This window comes from Nocardia salmonicida NBRC 13393 (assembly GCF_001613085.1).
Classification (GTDB): domain Bacteria; phylum Actinomycetota; class Actinomycetes; order Mycobacteriales; family Mycobacteriaceae; genus Nocardia; species Nocardia salmonicida.
Map to the genome: position 1 here is coordinate 145,088 of NZ_BDBR01000018.1, position 16,874 is coordinate 161,961.

General features: G+C 68.8%; 15 protein-coding genes. 13 read left to right on the plus strand and 2 right to left on the minus strand.

Annotated features, from left to right (window positions below):
- Positions 1-107 precede the first annotated feature (107 nt).
- From NS1_RS20575 to smc, 8 genes are all read left to right on the plus strand, one after another.
- Complete coding sequence (locus tag NS1_RS20575) at positions 108-779, plus strand: response regulator (RefSeq protein WP_235569449.1); 672 nt, start codon at positions 108-110, stop codon at positions 777-779.
- A 90-nt stretch (positions 780-869) separates the two neighbouring features.
- Entirely contained in the window at positions 870-1,313 is a 444-nt protein-coding gene (locus tag NS1_RS20580) for an OsmC family protein (RefSeq protein WP_062986925.1), read from the plus strand.
- Positions 1,310-1,645: an acylphosphatase gene (locus NS1_RS20585; RefSeq protein WP_056811877.1), complete on the plus strand. Its 336-nt coding sequence runs from the start codon at positions 1,310-1,312 to the stop codon at positions 1,643-1,645. Before NS1_RS20580 ends, NS1_RS20585 begins: the two co-directional genes overlap by 4 nt.
- A gap of 31 nt (positions 1,646-1,676) precedes the next feature.
- On the plus strand, positions 1,677-2,420 hold the full coding sequence (locus tag NS1_RS20590; protein WP_062986926.1) for a hypothetical protein: 744 nt from the start codon (positions 1,677-1,679) through the stop codon (positions 2,418-2,420).
- Entirely contained in the window at positions 2,421-3,584 is a 1,164-nt protein-coding gene (locus tag NS1_RS20595) for a glutathionylspermidine synthase family protein (protein WP_062986927.1), read from the plus strand.
- A 37-nt stretch (positions 3,585-3,621) separates the two neighbouring features.
- Positions 3,622-4,077, plus strand: coding sequence for a DUF350 domain-containing protein (locus tag NS1_RS20600; RefSeq protein WP_062986928.1), 456 nt, complete (start codon positions 3,622-3,624; stop codon positions 4,075-4,077).
- Between the two features lie 87 nt (positions 4,078-4,164).
- A complete protein-coding gene (locus tag NS1_RS20605; protein WP_063816209.1) occupies positions 4,165-4,641 on the plus strand; it encodes a DUF1707 SHOCT-like domain-containing protein in 477 nt (158 codons plus the stop codon).
- 155 nt (positions 4,642-4,796) lie between these two features.
- Positions 4,797-8,423 carry a chromosome segregation protein SMC gene (gene smc / locus NS1_RS20610; protein ID WP_062986929.1) on the plus strand — a complete coding sequence of 1,209 codons (3,627 nt, stop codon included), beginning with the start codon at positions 4,797-4,799 and terminating at the stop codon, positions 8,421-8,423.
- A 22-nt stretch (positions 8,424-8,445) separates the two neighbouring features.
- Here smc and NS1_RS20615 read toward each other — a convergent pair whose 3' ends face one another.
- The gene (locus NS1_RS20615; protein ID WP_062986930.1) at positions 8,446-9,366 is read right to left on the minus strand and encodes an NmrA/HSCARG family protein; all 921 of its coding nucleotides are present in this window, start codon (positions 9,364-9,366) and stop codon (positions 8,446-8,448) included.
- Between the two features lie 123 nt (positions 9,367-9,489).
- On the opposite strand from NS1_RS20615, the gene NS1_RS20620 reads away from it, so the two are divergent.
- Positions 9,490-10,278 (plus strand): TetR family transcriptional regulator, encoded by a 789-nt coding sequence (locus NS1_RS20620; RefSeq protein WP_062986931.1) that lies wholly within the window; start codon positions 9,490-9,492, stop codon positions 10,276-10,278.
- Here NS1_RS20620 and NS1_RS20625 read toward each other — a convergent pair.
- The gene (locus NS1_RS20625) at positions 10,262-10,651 is read right to left on the minus strand and encodes a DUF2237 family protein (RefSeq protein WP_014987060.1); all 390 of its coding nucleotides are present in this window, start codon (positions 10,649-10,651) and stop codon (positions 10,262-10,264) included. The two genes, NS1_RS20620 and NS1_RS20625, sit on opposite strands and share 17 nt — an antisense overlap.
- 154 nt (positions 10,652-10,805) lie before the next feature.
- On the opposite strand from NS1_RS20625, the gene ftsY reads away from it, so the two are divergent.
- The 4 genes from ftsY to NS1_RS20645 all read left to right on the plus strand — a co-directional run bounded on the left by ftsY (position 10,806) and on the right by NS1_RS20645 (position 16,799).
- Entirely contained in the window at positions 10,806-12,257 is a 1,452-nt protein-coding gene (ftsY, locus tag NS1_RS20630) for a signal recognition particle-docking protein FtsY (protein ID WP_062986932.1), read from the plus strand.
- 315 nt (positions 12,258-12,572) lie between these two features.
- Positions 12,573-13,919 carry an ammonium transporter gene (locus NS1_RS20635; RefSeq protein WP_062986933.1) on the plus strand — a complete coding sequence of 449 codons (1,347 nt, stop codon included), beginning with the start codon at positions 12,573-12,575 and terminating at the stop codon, positions 13,917-13,919.
- Between the two features lie 5 nt (positions 13,920-13,924).
- Entirely contained in the window at positions 13,925-14,263 is a 339-nt protein-coding gene (locus tag NS1_RS20640) for a P-II family nitrogen regulator (protein WP_062986965.1), read from the plus strand.
- A 91-nt stretch (positions 14,264-14,354) separates the two neighbouring features.
- On the plus strand, positions 14,355-16,799 hold the full coding sequence (locus tag NS1_RS20645; protein WP_062986934.1) for a [protein-PII] uridylyltransferase: 2,445 nt from the start codon (positions 14,355-14,357) through the stop codon (positions 16,797-16,799).
- The last annotated feature ends 75 nt before the right edge of the window (positions 16,800-16,874 follow it).

Sequence of the window (16,874 nt, forward strand, 5' to 3'; positions counted from 1 at the left end):
CGGGCGCACCTGCCGGCGCCCACGACCGCCGGTCGCCGACGTCGCACGACGACGCGAGTGAGACCGGCTCGCCGACGCGGGGAGGCGGGCAGGCTCCGCCGATCAAAGTGCTGGTGGTCGATGACGAGCCGCAAATCGTGCGTGCTCTGCGGATCAATCTGTCGGTGCGCGGGTACGAGGTGATCACCGCGGGCAACGGGGCCGCCGCCTTACGCGCCGCCGCCGAGAAGCATCCCGACGTGGTCATTCTCGATCTGGGCCTGCCGGACCTGGACGGGATCGAGGTGCTGGCCGGGCTGCGCGGGTGGACCTCCGCGCCGGTGATCGTGCTGTCGGCGCGGACGGATTCGGCCGACAAGGTGGAGGCGCTCGACGCCGGCGCCGACGACTATGTCACCAAACCGTTCGGGATGGACGAACTGCTGGCTCGGCTGCGGGCCGCGGTTCGGCGCGGGGCCAGCGCGACCGACGCCGTCGACCCGGTGGTGGTCACCGACTCGTTCACTGTCGACCTCGTCGCCAAGAAGGTCACCAAGCAGGGTGCGCCGGTGCACCTGACGCCCACCGAGTGGGGCATGCTCGAGATGCTGGTACGTAATCGCGGAAAGCTGGTGGGGCGCAAGGAATTACTGCGTGAGGTGTGGGGGCCCGCCTATGCGACCGAGACCCACTACCTGCGCGTCTACCTCGCGCAGTTGCGGCGCAAACTCGAGGACGATCCGGCCAACCCGCGCCATCTGCTGACGGAGGCCGGGATGGGATACCGCTTCCAGGAATGAGCGTGCGCCCGGTCACGTGCCCGGAATGCCGGGAGTGGCGTGGACGTTCCCAGGCGTGGATCGTCCTCGAGCGAATGGCAGGATCAAGACATGGCTGAGCAGACCGCACCCGTGACCAACGCCCCCACCGAACTGTGGGTCGAGCGCACCGGAACCCGTGCCTACACCGGGCGCAGCAACCGTGGCGCGGAGGTCTTGATCGCCTCCCAGGGTGTCCCCGGCGCCTTCACGCCCGGTGAGCTGCTCAAGATCGCGCTGGCCGGGTGCACCGGGCTCAGCTCGGACCTGCCGTTGTCGCGTCGCCTCGGCGACGAGTTCGACGCCACCATCCGCGTCTCGGGCGATGCCGACCGCGAGAACGAGCTCTACCCGCAGCTCGACGAGGTCCTCGAACTGGATCTGTCCGAACTCGACGAGGCCGCCCGCGAACGACTACTGGTCACCGTGCAGCGTGCCGTCGACAAGGTGTGCACCGTCGGTCGCACGCTCAAAGCGGGCACGAAGGTGACGTTGACCTTCGACATCGACGCATGAGCGAGGAGCCGGTCCGGCTGAGCGCGTGGGTGCACGGCTACGTGCAGGGCGTGGGATTCCGGTGGTGGACGCGGTCGCGCGCACTGGAACTCGGCCTCGTCGGCTACGCGCGCAACCATCGCGACGGTCGCGTCCACGTTGTCGCCGAAGGGCCACGAACGGCGGGCGAGAAATTGCTGGAACTGCTACGGTCCGGCGAAGCGCCCGATAGCTCTCGAGCCGTCGGGCACGCGACACATGGTCTGTCCGGGCGTGCTCCTGGGCGGGTAGACCTGGTTGTGGAAAGCTGGGAGCCCGCGCGGGGCGACATGACCGGATTCGAGGAGCGCTAGTGGTGACTTCGGGGGCTAGGGGGCGGCAGCGGTGAGCACACAGAACCCCGGACCGCCCGATCGACCGGAACAACCCTCGAACGGCGAGCCGGGCAGGTCCCCGTGGACGCCACCCGATCCCGGCGCGGGATGGTCCGCACCGGAGGGGAGTTCGACGCCGTCCGAACCCGACGCGGGGTCGACGCCGCCTGCTTTCGGCACCGGCGGGCATCCCGTCGGCCAGCCGCAACCCGGCCGGATGGCGCGGCAGGAACCCGGCGTCACCCAGCCGCGTCCGCCGACCGTCGGCGAGGCGCGCGCCCGAGACAAGGCCCGCAGGCAAGCCGAAGAGGCCGAGCGCGCGGCGGCCGCGGCGGCGGAGGAGAAGCGGCGCAACCGCAAACGCGTGATGATCGGCGGTGTCGCCATCGTCGGCGTCGCCGCGCTCGTCGGCGGCGGCTACCTCGCCTACCGGGCGATCACCGCACCCGACCAGGTGACGGCCTCGTGCGTGCAGATCGACCAGAACGGGCAGGAAGTCGTTGTCCCCGACGAGAACTGCGGCGACGGCAAGACCAACTTCCGCAGTGAGGGCTCCGGCGGTCACGGCGCCGGACTGCTGATTCTGGGCTGGCCGCAGTACCGCTACCACTACGGCGGCACACCGACCATCGGCAAGCCACCGACGGGCGGCACCTCGGTGAAACCGCGCAATGCCCAGATCACGACCAAGAGCGGCACCACGGTGCAGCGCGGCGGGCTCGGCAGCAAGTCGACCGGCGGGAGTGGGTCGTAGATGCGGCGCAACAAGAGCACCCCACGCCGGGACTGGCAGCAGATCGTCGAAAAGCAGGGCCTCGTCTACGGTGCGCCGGGGCGCGATGCCAGCGGTCAGCCTCGGCCGTACTGGGACGAGTCGGTGCACTACGAGTTCTCGATGGACGAGATCCTGGCGCTGGAAGCCGATGTGGAACTGCTCCAGTCGATGTGCCTGCACGCGGTCGAACACGTGGTACTCACCGAGCGTTTCGCCGATTTCGGTCTGCCGGAATGGACGTGGGCCCCGATCGCTGAATCATGGCGTCGCAGTGACCCTTACGTGTACGGCCGCTTCGATCTGCGCTATGACGCGCGCCGCCCGGCCAAGCTGCTCGAATACAACGCCGACACTCCCACCTCGTTGCTCGAGGCCGCGATCATCCAGTGGCACTGGCTCCAGCAGGTGCATCCCGGTGGCGACCAATGGAATTCGCTGCACGAGAAGCTGGTGGAGCGCTGGACCGAACTGCGCGGCGTGCTGCCCGGTACCGAACTGCACTTCACCTGGTCCGGCGCCGACGCGACCGGCGAGGACAACGTCACCACCGCCTACATGCAGGAGACAGCGGCCGAAGCCGGGTTCGACACGGTCGCGCTGCCGATCGAGGAAGTCGGTTTCGACACCGAGCTGAACCGGTTCGTCGATCTGGCCGAGGCGCCGATCGAGGCGATCTTCAAGCTGTATCCGTGGGAGTGGATCCTCGACGACGACTTCGGCAAGCGCGTGGTCGGCAGCCTGCCCGCGACCGCGTGGATCGAACCGCTGTGGACCACGCTGCTGAGCAACAAGGCGATCCTGGCGATCCTGTGGGAGATGTATCCCGGCCACCCCAACCTGTTGCCCGCCTATCTCGACGACCCGCACGAGCTCACCGAATACATTCGCAAACCCAAGCTCGGCCGCGAGGGCGCGAACATGACCATCGTCGGCCCCGGGATGGAGACCGCGACCGGCGGCGTCTACGGCGCCGAGGGTTTCGTCTACCAATTGCTCGACCCGCTACCGGAATTCGACGGAATGCGGCCGGTGCTCGGCGCCTGGGTCGTGGGTGACACCGCGGCGGGGCTCGGCATCCGCGAGACCGCGGGCCTGATCACCGATGACGGTGCCGCGTTCGTCCCGCACCGCATCGTCGACTGAAACCACTGACCTCACAACATTGTTCGAAAGGACCACGATGACCGCCCTCGCCCTGGAATCGGGTTATTGGAGTGCGCTCGGTGAAGGCGTCGGCGCCATCATCCTGTACTGCCTGATCGGCCTCGCGCTGATGCTGATCGGCTTCTTCGCCATCGACCTGACCACGCCGGGCAAGCTGCGCGACCTGGTGGTCGCGGGCAAGCCGAACGCGATCATCGTCTCGGCGGCCGGAATGATCAGCATGGCGTTCATCGTCGTGTTCGCGGTGCTGGCCACCGGCGGCAGCGGCAAGCTGTCGGAAGGTCTGATCGCGGCGATCATCTACGGCCTGGTCGGCATCATCGCGCAGGTGATCTCGGTGCGGGTGATCGAGAAGGTCACCGGCATCGACATCGGCCGCACCCTGCACGCCGAGACCTACACCCCCGAGGTCCTCGTCGTCGCCGCCGCGCACTTCGCGCTGGGTCTCGTGGTGGCCTTCGCCATTCTCTGAGCCGGGACGATCGGTTGACATCGCACTGTGGAGGGTGGACGCTGGAAACCAGCACTCCACCGTGGATGTGACCGAGAGGACGTCGGCATGGATATCACCCCGGGTACGCGCGCGTCCGACGCCGAACGCAACGCGATCGTCGCCCAGTTGGGCACGCATCTGGCCGACGGCAGGCTCGACCTGGGCGAATACGATCTGCGGGTGGCCACGGTCTACGCGACCGCCACGCGTGACGAACTCGCCGTCGTCCTGTCCGACCTGCCGCCGTTGACGACACAGCAGCAGGCCCCGGCACCCGCCGAGCGCAAGCCCGGTACGCGATTCCCGATCTGGCAGCGCATCGAGGCGGGCAGCTGGCTCGGCGTCAGCGTGATCGTGCTGGTCATCTGGGGTCTGATCTCGCTCACCGCGGGCGAACTCACCTACTTCTGGCCGATGTGGGTGATCGGCCCGTGGGGCGCGGTCCTGGTCTTCCGCATGATCACCGGCTGGGAAGCGAGCCCTGGCACCGCAACCCATATCCGTCAGCTGCAGAAGCAGATGAAGCACATCAACCCGCACTGACCGCAAACCTGCCGCTACGTCCGCTAGGCTTTCGCGAGCACATGGGTAACTCGTCGGGAACCGGCTGCCCGAGTCACCCCCATCACCGCTGGCCGCGTGCGATGCCTGCACGCACCTAGGTCTGGCCTGAGTCGCGGAGAGGCGGACGAGTTCTCTTGCATCTGAAGAGCTTGACGTTGAAGGGTTTCAAGTCCTTCGCGTCTGCGACCACTTTGCGCTTCGAACCGGGCATCACCTGCGTCGTCGGGCCGAACGGGTCCGGCAAATCCAATGTCGTGGACGCGCTCTCCTGGGTGATGGGCGAGCAGGGTGCCAAAGCGTTGCGGGGCGGGAAGATGCAGGACGTCATCTTCGCCGGGACCGTGGGGCGGGCACCGCTGGGTCGTGCCGAGGTGACGCTGACCATCGACAATTCCGACGGCGCGCTGCCCATCGACTACGCCGAGGTGTCGATCACCCGGCGCATGTTCCGCGACGGCGCGGGCGAGTACGAGATCAACGGCAGCACGTGCCGGTTGATGGATGTGCAGGAACTGCTGTCCGACTCCGGTATCGGGCGCGAGATGCACGTCATCGTGGGTCAGGGCAGGCTGTCGGCGATCCTGGAATCGCGGCCGGAGGATCGGCGCGCGTTCGTCGAAGAGGCCGCGGGCGTGCTCAAACACCGCAGGCGTAAGGAGAAGGCGGTCCGCAAGCTCGACGCGATGCAGGCCAACCTCGCCCGGCTCACCGACCTCACCACCGAACTGCGCCGCCAGCTCAAGCCGCTCAGCCGCCAGGCCGAGGTCGCCCGCCGCGCGCAGACCGTGCAGGCCGATCTGCGCGACGCCCGGCTGCGCCTGGCCGCCGACGACCTGGTGACCCGCCGTGGCGAGCTGGAGTCCCAGCTCAGCAAAGAGGCCTACGCCCGCGAACAGCAGATCAACGTGCAGACCGAACTCGACGCCGCCAATGCCGCACTCGCGCAGCAGGAGTTCCAGCTGTCGCGGCTGAGCCCCAGCGCCGAGGCCGCCGCGCAGACCTGGTTCCAGCTCTCGGCACTGGCCGAACGGGTGAACGCCACCATCCGCATCGCCAGCGACCGGGCCAGGCATCTGCACACCGAGGCGCCGGTCGGCACCGGCCGCGACCCGGAGCAGCTCGAGGCCGAGGCCGAGCGGATCGAAGCCGAAGAGGCCGAACTGCGGTACGCGGTCGAGATGGCCACCGAGACCCTCGAAGCAGCGCGCGAAGCCCTCGCCGAGCGGGAACACGCCGCCAAGGCCGCCGAACAGGCGCACCTGGCCGCTGTGCGCGCGATCGCCGACCGCCGCGAAGGGCTGGCCCGGCTGTCGGGCCAGGTCGACACGTTGCGCACTCGCGCCCAGTCCGTGGACGCCGAGATCGCGCGCCTGTCCGTGGCCATCGCCGACGCCCGGCACCGCGGTGAGACCGCGCAGGTCGAGTACGACTCGGTGCAGGACGAACTCGGTGAACTCGACGCGGGCGAGAAGGGCCTGGACGCCCAGCACGAACACGCCGTCGCCGCCCAGGGCCTGGCCGACGAGCGCGTGCGGGAACTGCGGGAACTCGACCGGGAGGCGAGCAAGCTGGTCGCCCGGCTCGGCGCCCGCATCGAAGCGCTCGGCATGAACCTGGCCCGCAAGGACGGCGCGGCCTGGCTGCTCGAACACGGCGTGAGCGGGCTCGGCGGGCGGCTGTCGGGCCTGTTGCGCGTGCAGTCCGGCTTCGAGGCCGCCGTGGCCGCGCTGCTCGGTCCGCTGGCCGATGCCATCACCGCCGATACCGCGACCGCCGCCGACTCGGCGGTGCGGGAACTGCGCAGTGGTGACGGCGGTCGGGTGGCGTTCGTCTTCGCCACCGACCGGGCGATACCGGCCGAGCGTTCCGCGTTGCCCGCCGGTGCGCAGTGGCTCGCCGACGTGCTCGAAGGCGATGAGCAGGTGCGGCCCGCGCTGGCCGCGCTCACCGCCGACGTCGTGGTCGTCGATGATCTGGCGACCGCCACCGAGCTCGTCGCCCTGCGCCCGGAACTGCGGGTGGTGACCCGCGACGGTGACCTGGCCGGTGCGGGCTGGGTCGTCGGCGGCTCCGAACGGATGCCGAGCCAGCTCGAGGTCCAGGCCGATATCGACGCCGCCACCGCGGAACTGGCGGCGGCGCAACGGCGGGCCGAGGAGTTGGAGGCGGCGCTGGCCGGCGCGCTCGCCGAACAGACCGACCGCAAGGACGCCGCCGACCACGCGCTGATGGCGCTGCACGAATCCGATCAGGCGCTGCTGGCGATCTACGACCGACTGGCCAGGGTCGGGCAGAGTGCGCGCGCGGCGCAGACCGAAGGGGAGCGGCTGGCCACCCAGCGCGCGGAAGCCGAAGCGGCGCGGGAGAAGTCACTCGCGTCCCTCGCCGAACTCGAGGACCGGCTGCGTCACGCCGAGATCGAACACGACGGCAGCGACGACAGTTTCGGCGCCGCGAGCACCGAGACCGCGGGCTACGCCCGGGAAGAAGCCGCCGCCGCGCTCGCCGAAGCCCGGACCATGGAGGTCGAGGCTCGGCTGTCCGTGCGCACCTCGGAGGAACGCGCGGAATCGGTGCGCGGCAAAGCGGATTCGCTGCGCAGGGCCGCCCGTGGCGAGCGGGAGGCCAGGGCCCGCGCCGAACGCGCCCAGGCCGCTCGGCGCCGAGCGGCCGCCGTAGCCGCGGCGGTCGCCGAATCGGGTAGCAAGATCAAGCACGAACTCGAGCAGGTCGTGGCCACCGCCGCGGCCCGACGTGACGAATTGGTCCGTCGCCGTGGCGAATGCGCTGCCGCGCTGGAACAGGTGAAGGAACGCGCACGCGCCCTGAACACCCAGCTGGCCCAGCTCACCGACGCCGTGCACCGCGACGAAGTCGCCAAAGCCCAAGCGGCACTGCGTATCGAACAGCTCGAGACGACCATCTCCGAACAGTTCGGTATCGCGCTGGCCGACCTCGTCGCCGAATACGGGCCCGACGTGGTGCTGCCGCCCTCGGCGCTGGAGATGCACGAGTACGAGCAGGCCAAGGAGCGCGGCGAACAGGTCAGCGCGCCGCAGCCGATGCCCTACGACCGGCCGACGCAGGAGCGCCGCGCCAAACGGGCCGAGAAGGACCTCACCACACTCGGCAAGGTCAATCCCCTTGCGCTGGAGGAGTTCGCGGCCCTCGAGGAGCGCTACACCTTCCTCGCCACCCAGCTCGAAGACGTGAAGAACGCGCGCAAGGACCTGCTCGACGTGGTCGCCGAGGTCGACGCCCGCATCCTGCAGGTGTTCACCGAGGCCTACGCCGATGTGGAACGCGAATTCGTCGGCGTCTTCGGAAAACTGTTCCCCGGCGGCGAGGGCAGGCTGGTGCTCACCGATCCGTCGGACATGCTCACCACCGGCATCGAGGTCGAGGCTCGTCCGCCCGGCAAGAAGGTCAAGCGCCTGTCGTTGCTCTCCGGCGGTGAGAAGTCGCTCACCGCAGTGGCTCTGCTCGTGGCGATCTTCCGCGCCCGCCCCTCACCGTTCTACGTAATGGACGAGGTCGAGGCGGCGCTGGACGACACCAACCTGCGCCGCCTGATCGGCCTGTTCGAACAGCTGCGGGAGAAGAGTCAGCTGATCGTCATCACCCACCAGAAGCCCACCATGGAGATCGCCGACGCCCTCTACGGCGTGAGCATGCGGGGCGACGGCATCACCCAGGTCATCTCGCAACGCCTGAACCGGGCCGAGGTCACCGACCCCGACCCGGTGTCGGCCTCCGCCTGAAGCCGGGGAGGCGAGCAGAGTCTCAGTGGAGCTCGCTCGCCGGGGCCGTGGCGTCGATCCGGTCGAGGATCCGTTGGGTGCCGCCGCGTGCCAGCCAGTCGCGCAGGGAGGTCAGCTCCGGGTACAGGGCGCGTAGGGCGGGGATGTCGGCGTGCCAGCCGCCGGTTTCGCGGATCAGGCGCCAGGTGTTGCCGAGTTGGGGGCCGACCGCGTCGGCTTCCTCCTCGCCGATCTCGCGGTAGTGGACGGGGTGACCGATGGCGGCGCCGATGGTCGCGGCCGCGTCGACCGGGGTGATGGCGTCACCCGCCAGTTCGAGGGTGCGGGCGTGCCAGGTTTCGGGGTCGGCGAAGGCCAGGGCGGCGAAGGCGCCGATGTCGTCGATGGCGATCATCTGGAGCGGGCGATCGGCGGGGAACAAGTGGGCGTGTTCGCCGCCTTCGCGGATGCCGTCGACGGGCGAGCCATGGAGGAGGTAGTTCTCCATGAAGCGCACCGGGCGCAACACGGTGTAGCGCAGGCCGGACGCCGCCAGGGCCCGCTCGATCTCTTGTTTGCCCCGCTGACCCCACGATCGCGCGTCGCCCATCGTGGCGACGCCGGTGAACACGATCTGCTCGACACCGGTGGCGCGGGCCGCGTCGATCATGGCGATGCCGCGGCGGCCCTCGGTGTCCTCGCCCCAGCCTTTCTCGCTGTAATCGGCTGGGGGGACCAGGAATACGGCTCGTGTCCCGGTTGCCGCGACACGCAGGGATGCCGAGTCGTCGAAGTCGCCGACCGTCAGTTCGGCGCCCGCGTCGGCCAATGCGCGGGCGGCGGGGGAGTCGGGGTCGCGGACCAGAGCGCGAACCTCGTGTCCCCGGCTGAGCAATCGGTGGGCGGTCGCGCCGCCCTGCTTGCCCGTCGCGCCGGTGACCAGAACGGGAAGTACTGATGTCATTGCGGAGGAGCTCCGTTTCGTGATCGATCGTGTGCCTACAATCGGGTCGGCTGACCCGTATTCCGGACGGTACGGGTGGGCACACCCGGTTGGCCAGGTCCGGTGCAGGGAAGGCGTAACGAAATGACGGTCGACCACGGCATGGAACCGGCGATCCGATCCGACGCGCGTCGCAACCGCGCGCTGATCCTGGCCGCCGCCCAGCGGGCGCTCGCCGAACGCGGCACCACGGTCTCGCTGGCGGAAGTGGCTCGCCGCGCGGGTGTCGGCGCGGGCACCGTCCATCGGCATTTCCCCACGAAAACTGATCTGCTGGAAGCGGTTATGCAACAACGCGTCGACCGATTGGCGGCGTTGGCGGCCGAACACCTCACCGATCCGGACCCGGGTGCGGCCTTCTTCGCCCTGTGCACCCACGTGATCGTGACGACGCCCGGCAACAAGGACCTGTGCGACCTGGTGCAATCCGACGACGGCTGGCCCCGCGCCCTACTTCGCGACGCGGGCAACCGCTTCCACCGGGCACTGGGCGCTCTACTCGCCTCGGCCCAACGTCAGGGCGCGGTCCGGCGCGATGTGGTGATCACCGATGTCTTGGACATCTTCACCGGATGCGTTGCGATCCAACGACATCGACGGGCCGAGGATCCACTCGCCCCGGCCGTCGTCCTCATCCTCGACGCGCTGCGAACGCGCCCGTCACCCGTAACGGAACTCGCGAAAATCGACCGTAACGAAACGACGGAAAGTAACGAAACCTCGGCTCCATGCCCCATCTGTGGCGCGCCTGTCCGCCGACCGGGTATCGGTAGGCCGGCCCGCTACTGTTCCCCGGCCTGCCGGCAGAAGGCGCACCGCCGACGCGATCTGCGAAACGCCCGGGGCGGCGGGGGAGCTAGAGCAGATCGCTGACGTCGTCGGGGACGTCGACTGCGTATTTTCGCAGGATATCCATGGAGATGACCTCCAGCGCGTTCTCGTGGGTTGCGGCCAGGACCACGGGTGCGGCTACGCCGTCCTCGTGGGCGTGCAACCAGCGGACCGCCACCACGCACCAGCGGTCGCCCGGTTGCAGGCCGGGAAAATTGTTCTCTGGGCGGGGGGTGCTGAGGTCGTTGCCGATGGAGGCCTGATGCTCCAGGAATTCCGCCGTCACGACGGTGCACACGGTGTGGCTGCCGAGATCCTCCGGACCGGTGCTGCAGCAGCCGTCCCGGTAGAAGCCCGTGAGAGGATCGGCGCCGCACTCTTCCAGCGGCCCCCCAAGCACGTTTCGATCGGTCACTCCGCTGATCCTATGGGGCAAGCGCCAGAAGTTCCGCAGGACAACGAATCTGTAGTGTTTCCGCCATACCGCGACGCGCCCGGATACGCCTCCTCGACCTGCTGCGCAGACGCCGCCGACGTGCGGTAACTCCCCGCACGAATAGACTCGCCGGGTGAGTTCGCAAGCGTGGATCCTGATCGCCGCGATCGCCGCCGTCCTGTTGGTGGCGCTCGTCGCGGGTTTCGTCCTGTACAAGCGACGCCAGATTTCGCTGGCCCCGCCCGAGCCGGACAAGGAGTTGACGGACCGCTCCGGTGGTTACACCGCGTCCGGGGGGTTCAACTTCAGCCAGGGCGGCTCGACGGCGACAGTGATCGAGCCCGAACCCGTCCCGGAGCGCACCGATACCGACGGTCAACCGCACGTCGGCGACGACGCCGCGATCCCGCGTGACGCCCCGCGCCGCGGCATCACCGATGTTCCGCTGCCCGAGGGCGATGTCGTCATCGACGAGACCGTGGTGGTCCCCGACGACGCGTCCGCCCTCGACACCGCCGCACCGGCCGAGCCCGACACCGAGACCGCGCCTTCTGACGCTGCCCCCACGCGGGAAGCGCCCACCGACTCCGCGCCGACCGAGACTCCTTCCGCACCGGCCGAGGTCGACCCGGTCACCACCGCGATCGAAGAGATCGACCCCACCACGGGCCGTCTCGTCCGCCTGCGCGGCCGTTTGTCTCGCTCCCAGAACGCCGTCGGCAAGAGCCTGCTCGGCCTGCTCGGCGGCGGCGACCTCGACGAGGATTCGTGGGAGGAGATCGAAGACACCCTGGTGCTGGCCGATATCGGCACCGCGAGCACCGCGAAGATCGTCGAACGCCTGCGCGAAGAGATGGCCTCACGCAGCGTGCGCACTCCCGAACAGGCCCGCGCCGCCCTGCGTGACGTGCTCGTCGAGGCACTGCGCCCCGAGCTCGACCGTTCCATCCACGCCCTCCCGCACGGCGACAAGCCCGCGATCCTGCTCGTGGTCGGCGTCAACGGCACGGGTAAGACCACCACCACCGGCAAACTGGCCCGCGTGCTCGTCGCCGACGGCCGCCGCGTGCTGCTCGGCGCCGCCGACACCTTCCGCGCCGCCGCCGCCGATCAGCTGCAGACCTGGGGCGAACGGGTGGGCGCCGAGACCGTGCGCGGTAAAGAGGCCGCCGACCCGGCCGCCGTCGCCTTCGACGCGGTCACCGCGGGCATCGACCGCGGCGTCGACGCGGTCCTCATCGACACCGCGGGCCGCCTGCACACCAAGACCGGCCTGATGGACGAGCTGGGCAAGGTCAAGCGGGTCGTGGAGAAGAAGGGCGAGGTCGACGAGGTGCTGTTGGTCCTCGACGCGACCGTCGGCCAGAACGGCCTGATGCAGGCGCGCGTGTTCGCCGACGTCGTCGATATCTCCGGCGTGGTGCTCACCAAGCTCGACGGCACCGCCAAGGGCGGCATCGTGTTCCAGGTGCAGCACGAACTCGGTGTGCCGGTGAAACTCGTCGGCCTAGGCGAGGGCGCCGACGACCTGGCGCCCTTCGAGCCAGGCGCGTTCGTCGACGCCCTGCTCGGGGGCACCGCGTAGCGGTTTCGTCGATGCCCGTCCGATCCAGCGATCGGGCGGGCATCGCTGCTTTTCAGGGGCTGACATCACGGTTTCCGGACAACGACGTCGAGGCGAATCGCCGCGCGAACTCGTGGCGAATCGCACATCCGTACCGATCTCACCGTGAGCTGACAGGCTCATGCCAACCACACGAAACGTGGATGCAACACAACAGCGCTATCCGTTCACTCAGGTGAAACACCACAGCTCAACGGATGAAACACCGAGTGGCGACCCTTCTGTACAGGTCCTTTTGCCGTCATCGGCAGGGCCCGAGATGAGGAGGAACACAAGGTGGCATTTCCACTGATCGGCGCACCGGACGCCGGTGACACCGCCTGGATGCTGGCGTCGGCGGCCCTGGTGCTGTTGATGACGCCGGGTCTGGCGTTCTTCTACGGCGGTATGGTCCGTGGCAAGAACGTGCTGAACATGATCATGATGAGCGTCTCCGCGATGGGCCTGATCACCATCCTGTGGTGTCTATACGGCTTCTCGATGGCGTTCGGCGAGGACAAGGGCAAGCTTGTCGGTGATCCGCTCCAGTACTTCGGCCTCAAGGGCGTCCTGGGCGGCGACTATCTAGCGACTACCGACCCCGCGGCCCCCGCCGCCATCCCGCTGTTCGGCACGATCCCGCTCTCGGTGTTCGTCGCCTTCCAGCTCATGTTCGCGATCATCACGGTCGCACTCATCTCGGGCGCGGTCGCCGACCGCTTGAAGTTCGGGTCGTGGCTCGTATTTGCCGGAATCTGGGCCACGGTCGTCTACTTCCCCGTCGCGCACTGGGTGTTCGCCTTCAGCGGCTACACCGGTGAGAACGGCGGCTGGATCGCCAACAACCTCAAGGCGATCGACTTCGCCGGTGGTACCGCGGTCCACATCAACGCCGGCGCCGCCGGTCTGGTGCTCTGCCTGATCCTCGGTAAGCGCAAGGGCTGGCCGAAGACGCCGTTCCGTCCGCACAACCTGCCGTTCGTGATGCTCGGCGCCGGTCTGCTGTGGTTCGGCTGGTACGGCTTCAACGCGGGTTCGGCGCTGAGCGCCAACGGTGTCGCGGGTGCCACCTTCCTCACCACCACGATCGCCACCGCCGCCGCGATGATGGCCTGGCTGCTCGTGGAGAAGATCCGCGACGGTCACCCGACCTCGCTCGGCGCTGCCTCGGGCATCGTCGCCGGTCTGGTCGCGATCACCCCGGCCTGTTCCTCGGTCAACGTGGTCGGCGCCCTGGCTGTCGGTGTCGTCTCCGGTGCGCTGTGCGCCCTGGCCGTCGGCCTGAAGTTCCGCTTCGGCTTCGACGACTCGCTCGACGTCGTCGGCGTCCACCTCGTCGGTGGTCTGGTCGGCACGCTGATCGTCGGACTCGTCGCTACCAGCGAAGCTCCCGCAGGTGTCGATGGACTGTTCTACGGTGGTGGAGTCGAGCAGTTGAAGCTGCAGGCTGTCGGTGCCTTCGCCGTTCTCGCCTACTCGCTGGTCGCCACGGCCATCATCGCGTACGCGATCAAGTTCACGATCGGCCTGCGCGCCAGTGAAGAGTCCGAGGCTGCGGGCCTCGACGAAGCCGAGCACGCGGAAACCGCATACGATTTCGCTGCTGTGGGTGGCACGGCACGCACGCTCGTCAAGGAGGCATGACGAACATGAAACTGATTACGGCAATCGTCAAACCGTTCACGCTCGAAGATGTGAAGTCCGGGCTGGAACAGGCAGGCGTGCTCGGCATGACCGTCAGCGAAGTCCAGGGATACGGCCGACAGAAGGGCCACACCGAGGTTTACCGCGGTGCCGAGTATTCGGTGGACTTCGTGCCCAAGGTCCGGGTCGAGGTCGTCGTCGACGATGCGTCGGTCGAGAAGGTCGTCGAGGTGATCGTCGAAGCCTCGCGCACCGGCAAGATCGGTGACGGCAAGGTGTGGGTGACCCCGGTGGACACCATCATCCGCGTCCGTACCGGCGAACGTGGAAGCGACGCACTGTAATTCAGTAGGGCACGCACGATAAATCGATCGAGCGGCGGCCCCGCTCCCACCGGTGAGACTTATCCGGTCGGGGCGGGGCCGCCCGCATGAAATGGTGGTGTGGGCTGTGGCACAGCGGAACGGTGGTATTCAGAACAACGGAGCGGCGGATCTGGTCAAGGCCAGGGCGCAACTGCTCGACGGAGCGGGCACCCGCAATCCGCGGCTCGATCCGGAATCGCTGCGCGAGGCCTTGGTCGACCTGTTCGAACTGTGGCTCACCAGCAAGGGCAACGAACTCGGCATCACCGCCGACAGCGGCCTCTCGGTCGTGGCGGTGGGTGGACTCGGACGCCGCGAAATGCTGCCCTACTCCGATCTCGACCTCGTGCTGCTGCACGACGACGTCGACCCCAAGGTGGTCTCGGAGGTCGCCGATCAACTCTGGTATCCGCTGTGGGACGCCCACATCAAGCTCGACCACAGCGTGCGCACCGTGCCGCAGGCGCTGCGGGTGGCCGCCGACGACATGATCGCCGCACTCGGCCTGCTGGAGGCGCGCCACATCGTCGGCGACCAAGACCTCAGCAATCTGCTCATCGGCGGCGTACGCCGGGAATGGCGTACCGGCATCCGGTCCCGCTTCGACGATCTGATCGCCCAGACCACCGCACGCTGGCAGCGCAGCGGCGAGATCGCCCACCGTGCCGAACCCGATCTCAAGAACGGTCGCGGCGGGCTGCGCGACATCCAGCTGCTCGACGCGCTCGCGATCGCCCAATTGACCGACGCCATGCCGGGATTGGGCCCCGAGGTCCCCGGCGGCGGCCTGAAACAGGCACACCGCAGGCTCCTCGACGTGCGCACCGAACTGCACCGCGTCGCGGGCCGGGCCCGCGATCAACTGCGCGCCCAGGACGCCGACGAGATCGGCGCCGCGCTGCGCATCGGCGACCGCTTCGATCTCGCCCGGACATTGACCGATTCGGCGCGTACGGTGAGCTATTCGTGCGACGTCGGTCTGCGCACGGCCGCCAACGCGTTACCGCGGCGCGGCCTGGCCAGACTGCGCCGGATGCCGGTGCGCCGACCACTCGATGAGGGGGTGGTCGAGCACTCCGGTGAGGTCGTGCTGGCCAGAGACGCCCGCCCGCAGCGTGATCCGGGGCTGATCCTGCGCGTCGCGGCGGCGTCGGCGCAGACCGGGCTGCCGATGTCGGCGACCACGCTCAACCGGTTGTCCGAGGACGCGCCCGAACTGCGCGAACCGTGGCCCAAGGACGCGCTCAACGATCTGCTCGTCCTGCTCGGCGCAGGCCGAGGCAGCATCGACGCGGTCGAGGCGCTCGATCGAACCGGATTGTGGGGCAGACTCTTTCCCGAATGGGGCGCGGTCCGCGATCTGCCGCCGCGCGACGCGATGCACACCTGGACCGTCGATCGGCACCTGATGGAGACCGTCGCCTTCGCGAGCAGCCTGAGCACCAGGGTCGCCCGGCCCGACCTGCTCGCGCTCGGCGCGCTGCTGCACGACATCGGCAAGGGGCGACAGGGCGACCACAGCATTGTCGGCGCCGAACTCGCTACGCATATCGGCCGCAGGCTCGGAATGTGGCCATCGGACGTGCGCACCCTCAGCGCGATCGTGCGCCACCACCTGCTCCTACCCGACACCGCGACCCGGCGCGACCTCGACGACCCGGCCACCGTGCAGCACGTCGCCGACGCGCTCGGTGGAGACGTCGGCCTACTCGAACTGCTGCACGCGCTGGCCGAGGCCGACTCGATGGCCACCGGCCCCGGTGTCTGGGGCGACTGGAAGGCCTCGCTGATCGGGGAACTGGTGCGTCGCTGCCGACTCGTCATGGCGGGCGAGCCACTGCCGCAACCGGAACCGATCGACCCTGAGCTCCTGGACAAGGCCAGGGCAGGCGGCGTACACGTCACCCTCGCGCCCGGCGACGGCAAGCACACCTTCGTGGTGACGGTGATCGCCCCCGACGAGCCAGGCCTGCTCTCCGATGCCGCCGGTGTTCTGGCACTACACGCGTTGCGGGTGCTCTCGGCCTCGCTGGGCAGCGCCGGGGATTCGGCGATCAACACCTTCGTGGTGATGCCGAAATTCGGCGATCCGCCGGACGCGGGCCTGCTGCGTCAGGAACTCATCCGGGCCACCACCGGCGCGCTCGACCTGCCCGCGGTGCTGGCCAAACGCGAAACCGACGCTGTCGGGACCGGGCCCGGCCGGTACGCGCGCGCCGCGCCGCGCCTGATCTGGTCACCGATCAGCACTCCCGGACCGGTGATCCTCGAGCTGCGAGCCGACGACCGGATCGGTTTGCTGAGCAGACTTGCCGGTGCCTTCGCCGCGACGGGAGCCAACGTCAGGTGGGCCAAGGTGGTCACGATGGGCTCGGCCGTGGTCGACGCCTTCTGCCTCGATCTGGGCGACGCCGACAGCCCGGCCCTGCGCGACCGCATCGAGAAGGCCGTCCTCGAGGTGGTTCCGCAGCCTGCTCCCGCCCCGCCGCCGACCGCGACAACCGAGGCCGACTGACCACGCAAGGACACGGTTTACTCACTGATTGCTATCAGGTTGCTACACGGCGTCCTCGCGGCCCGATAAGTCGAT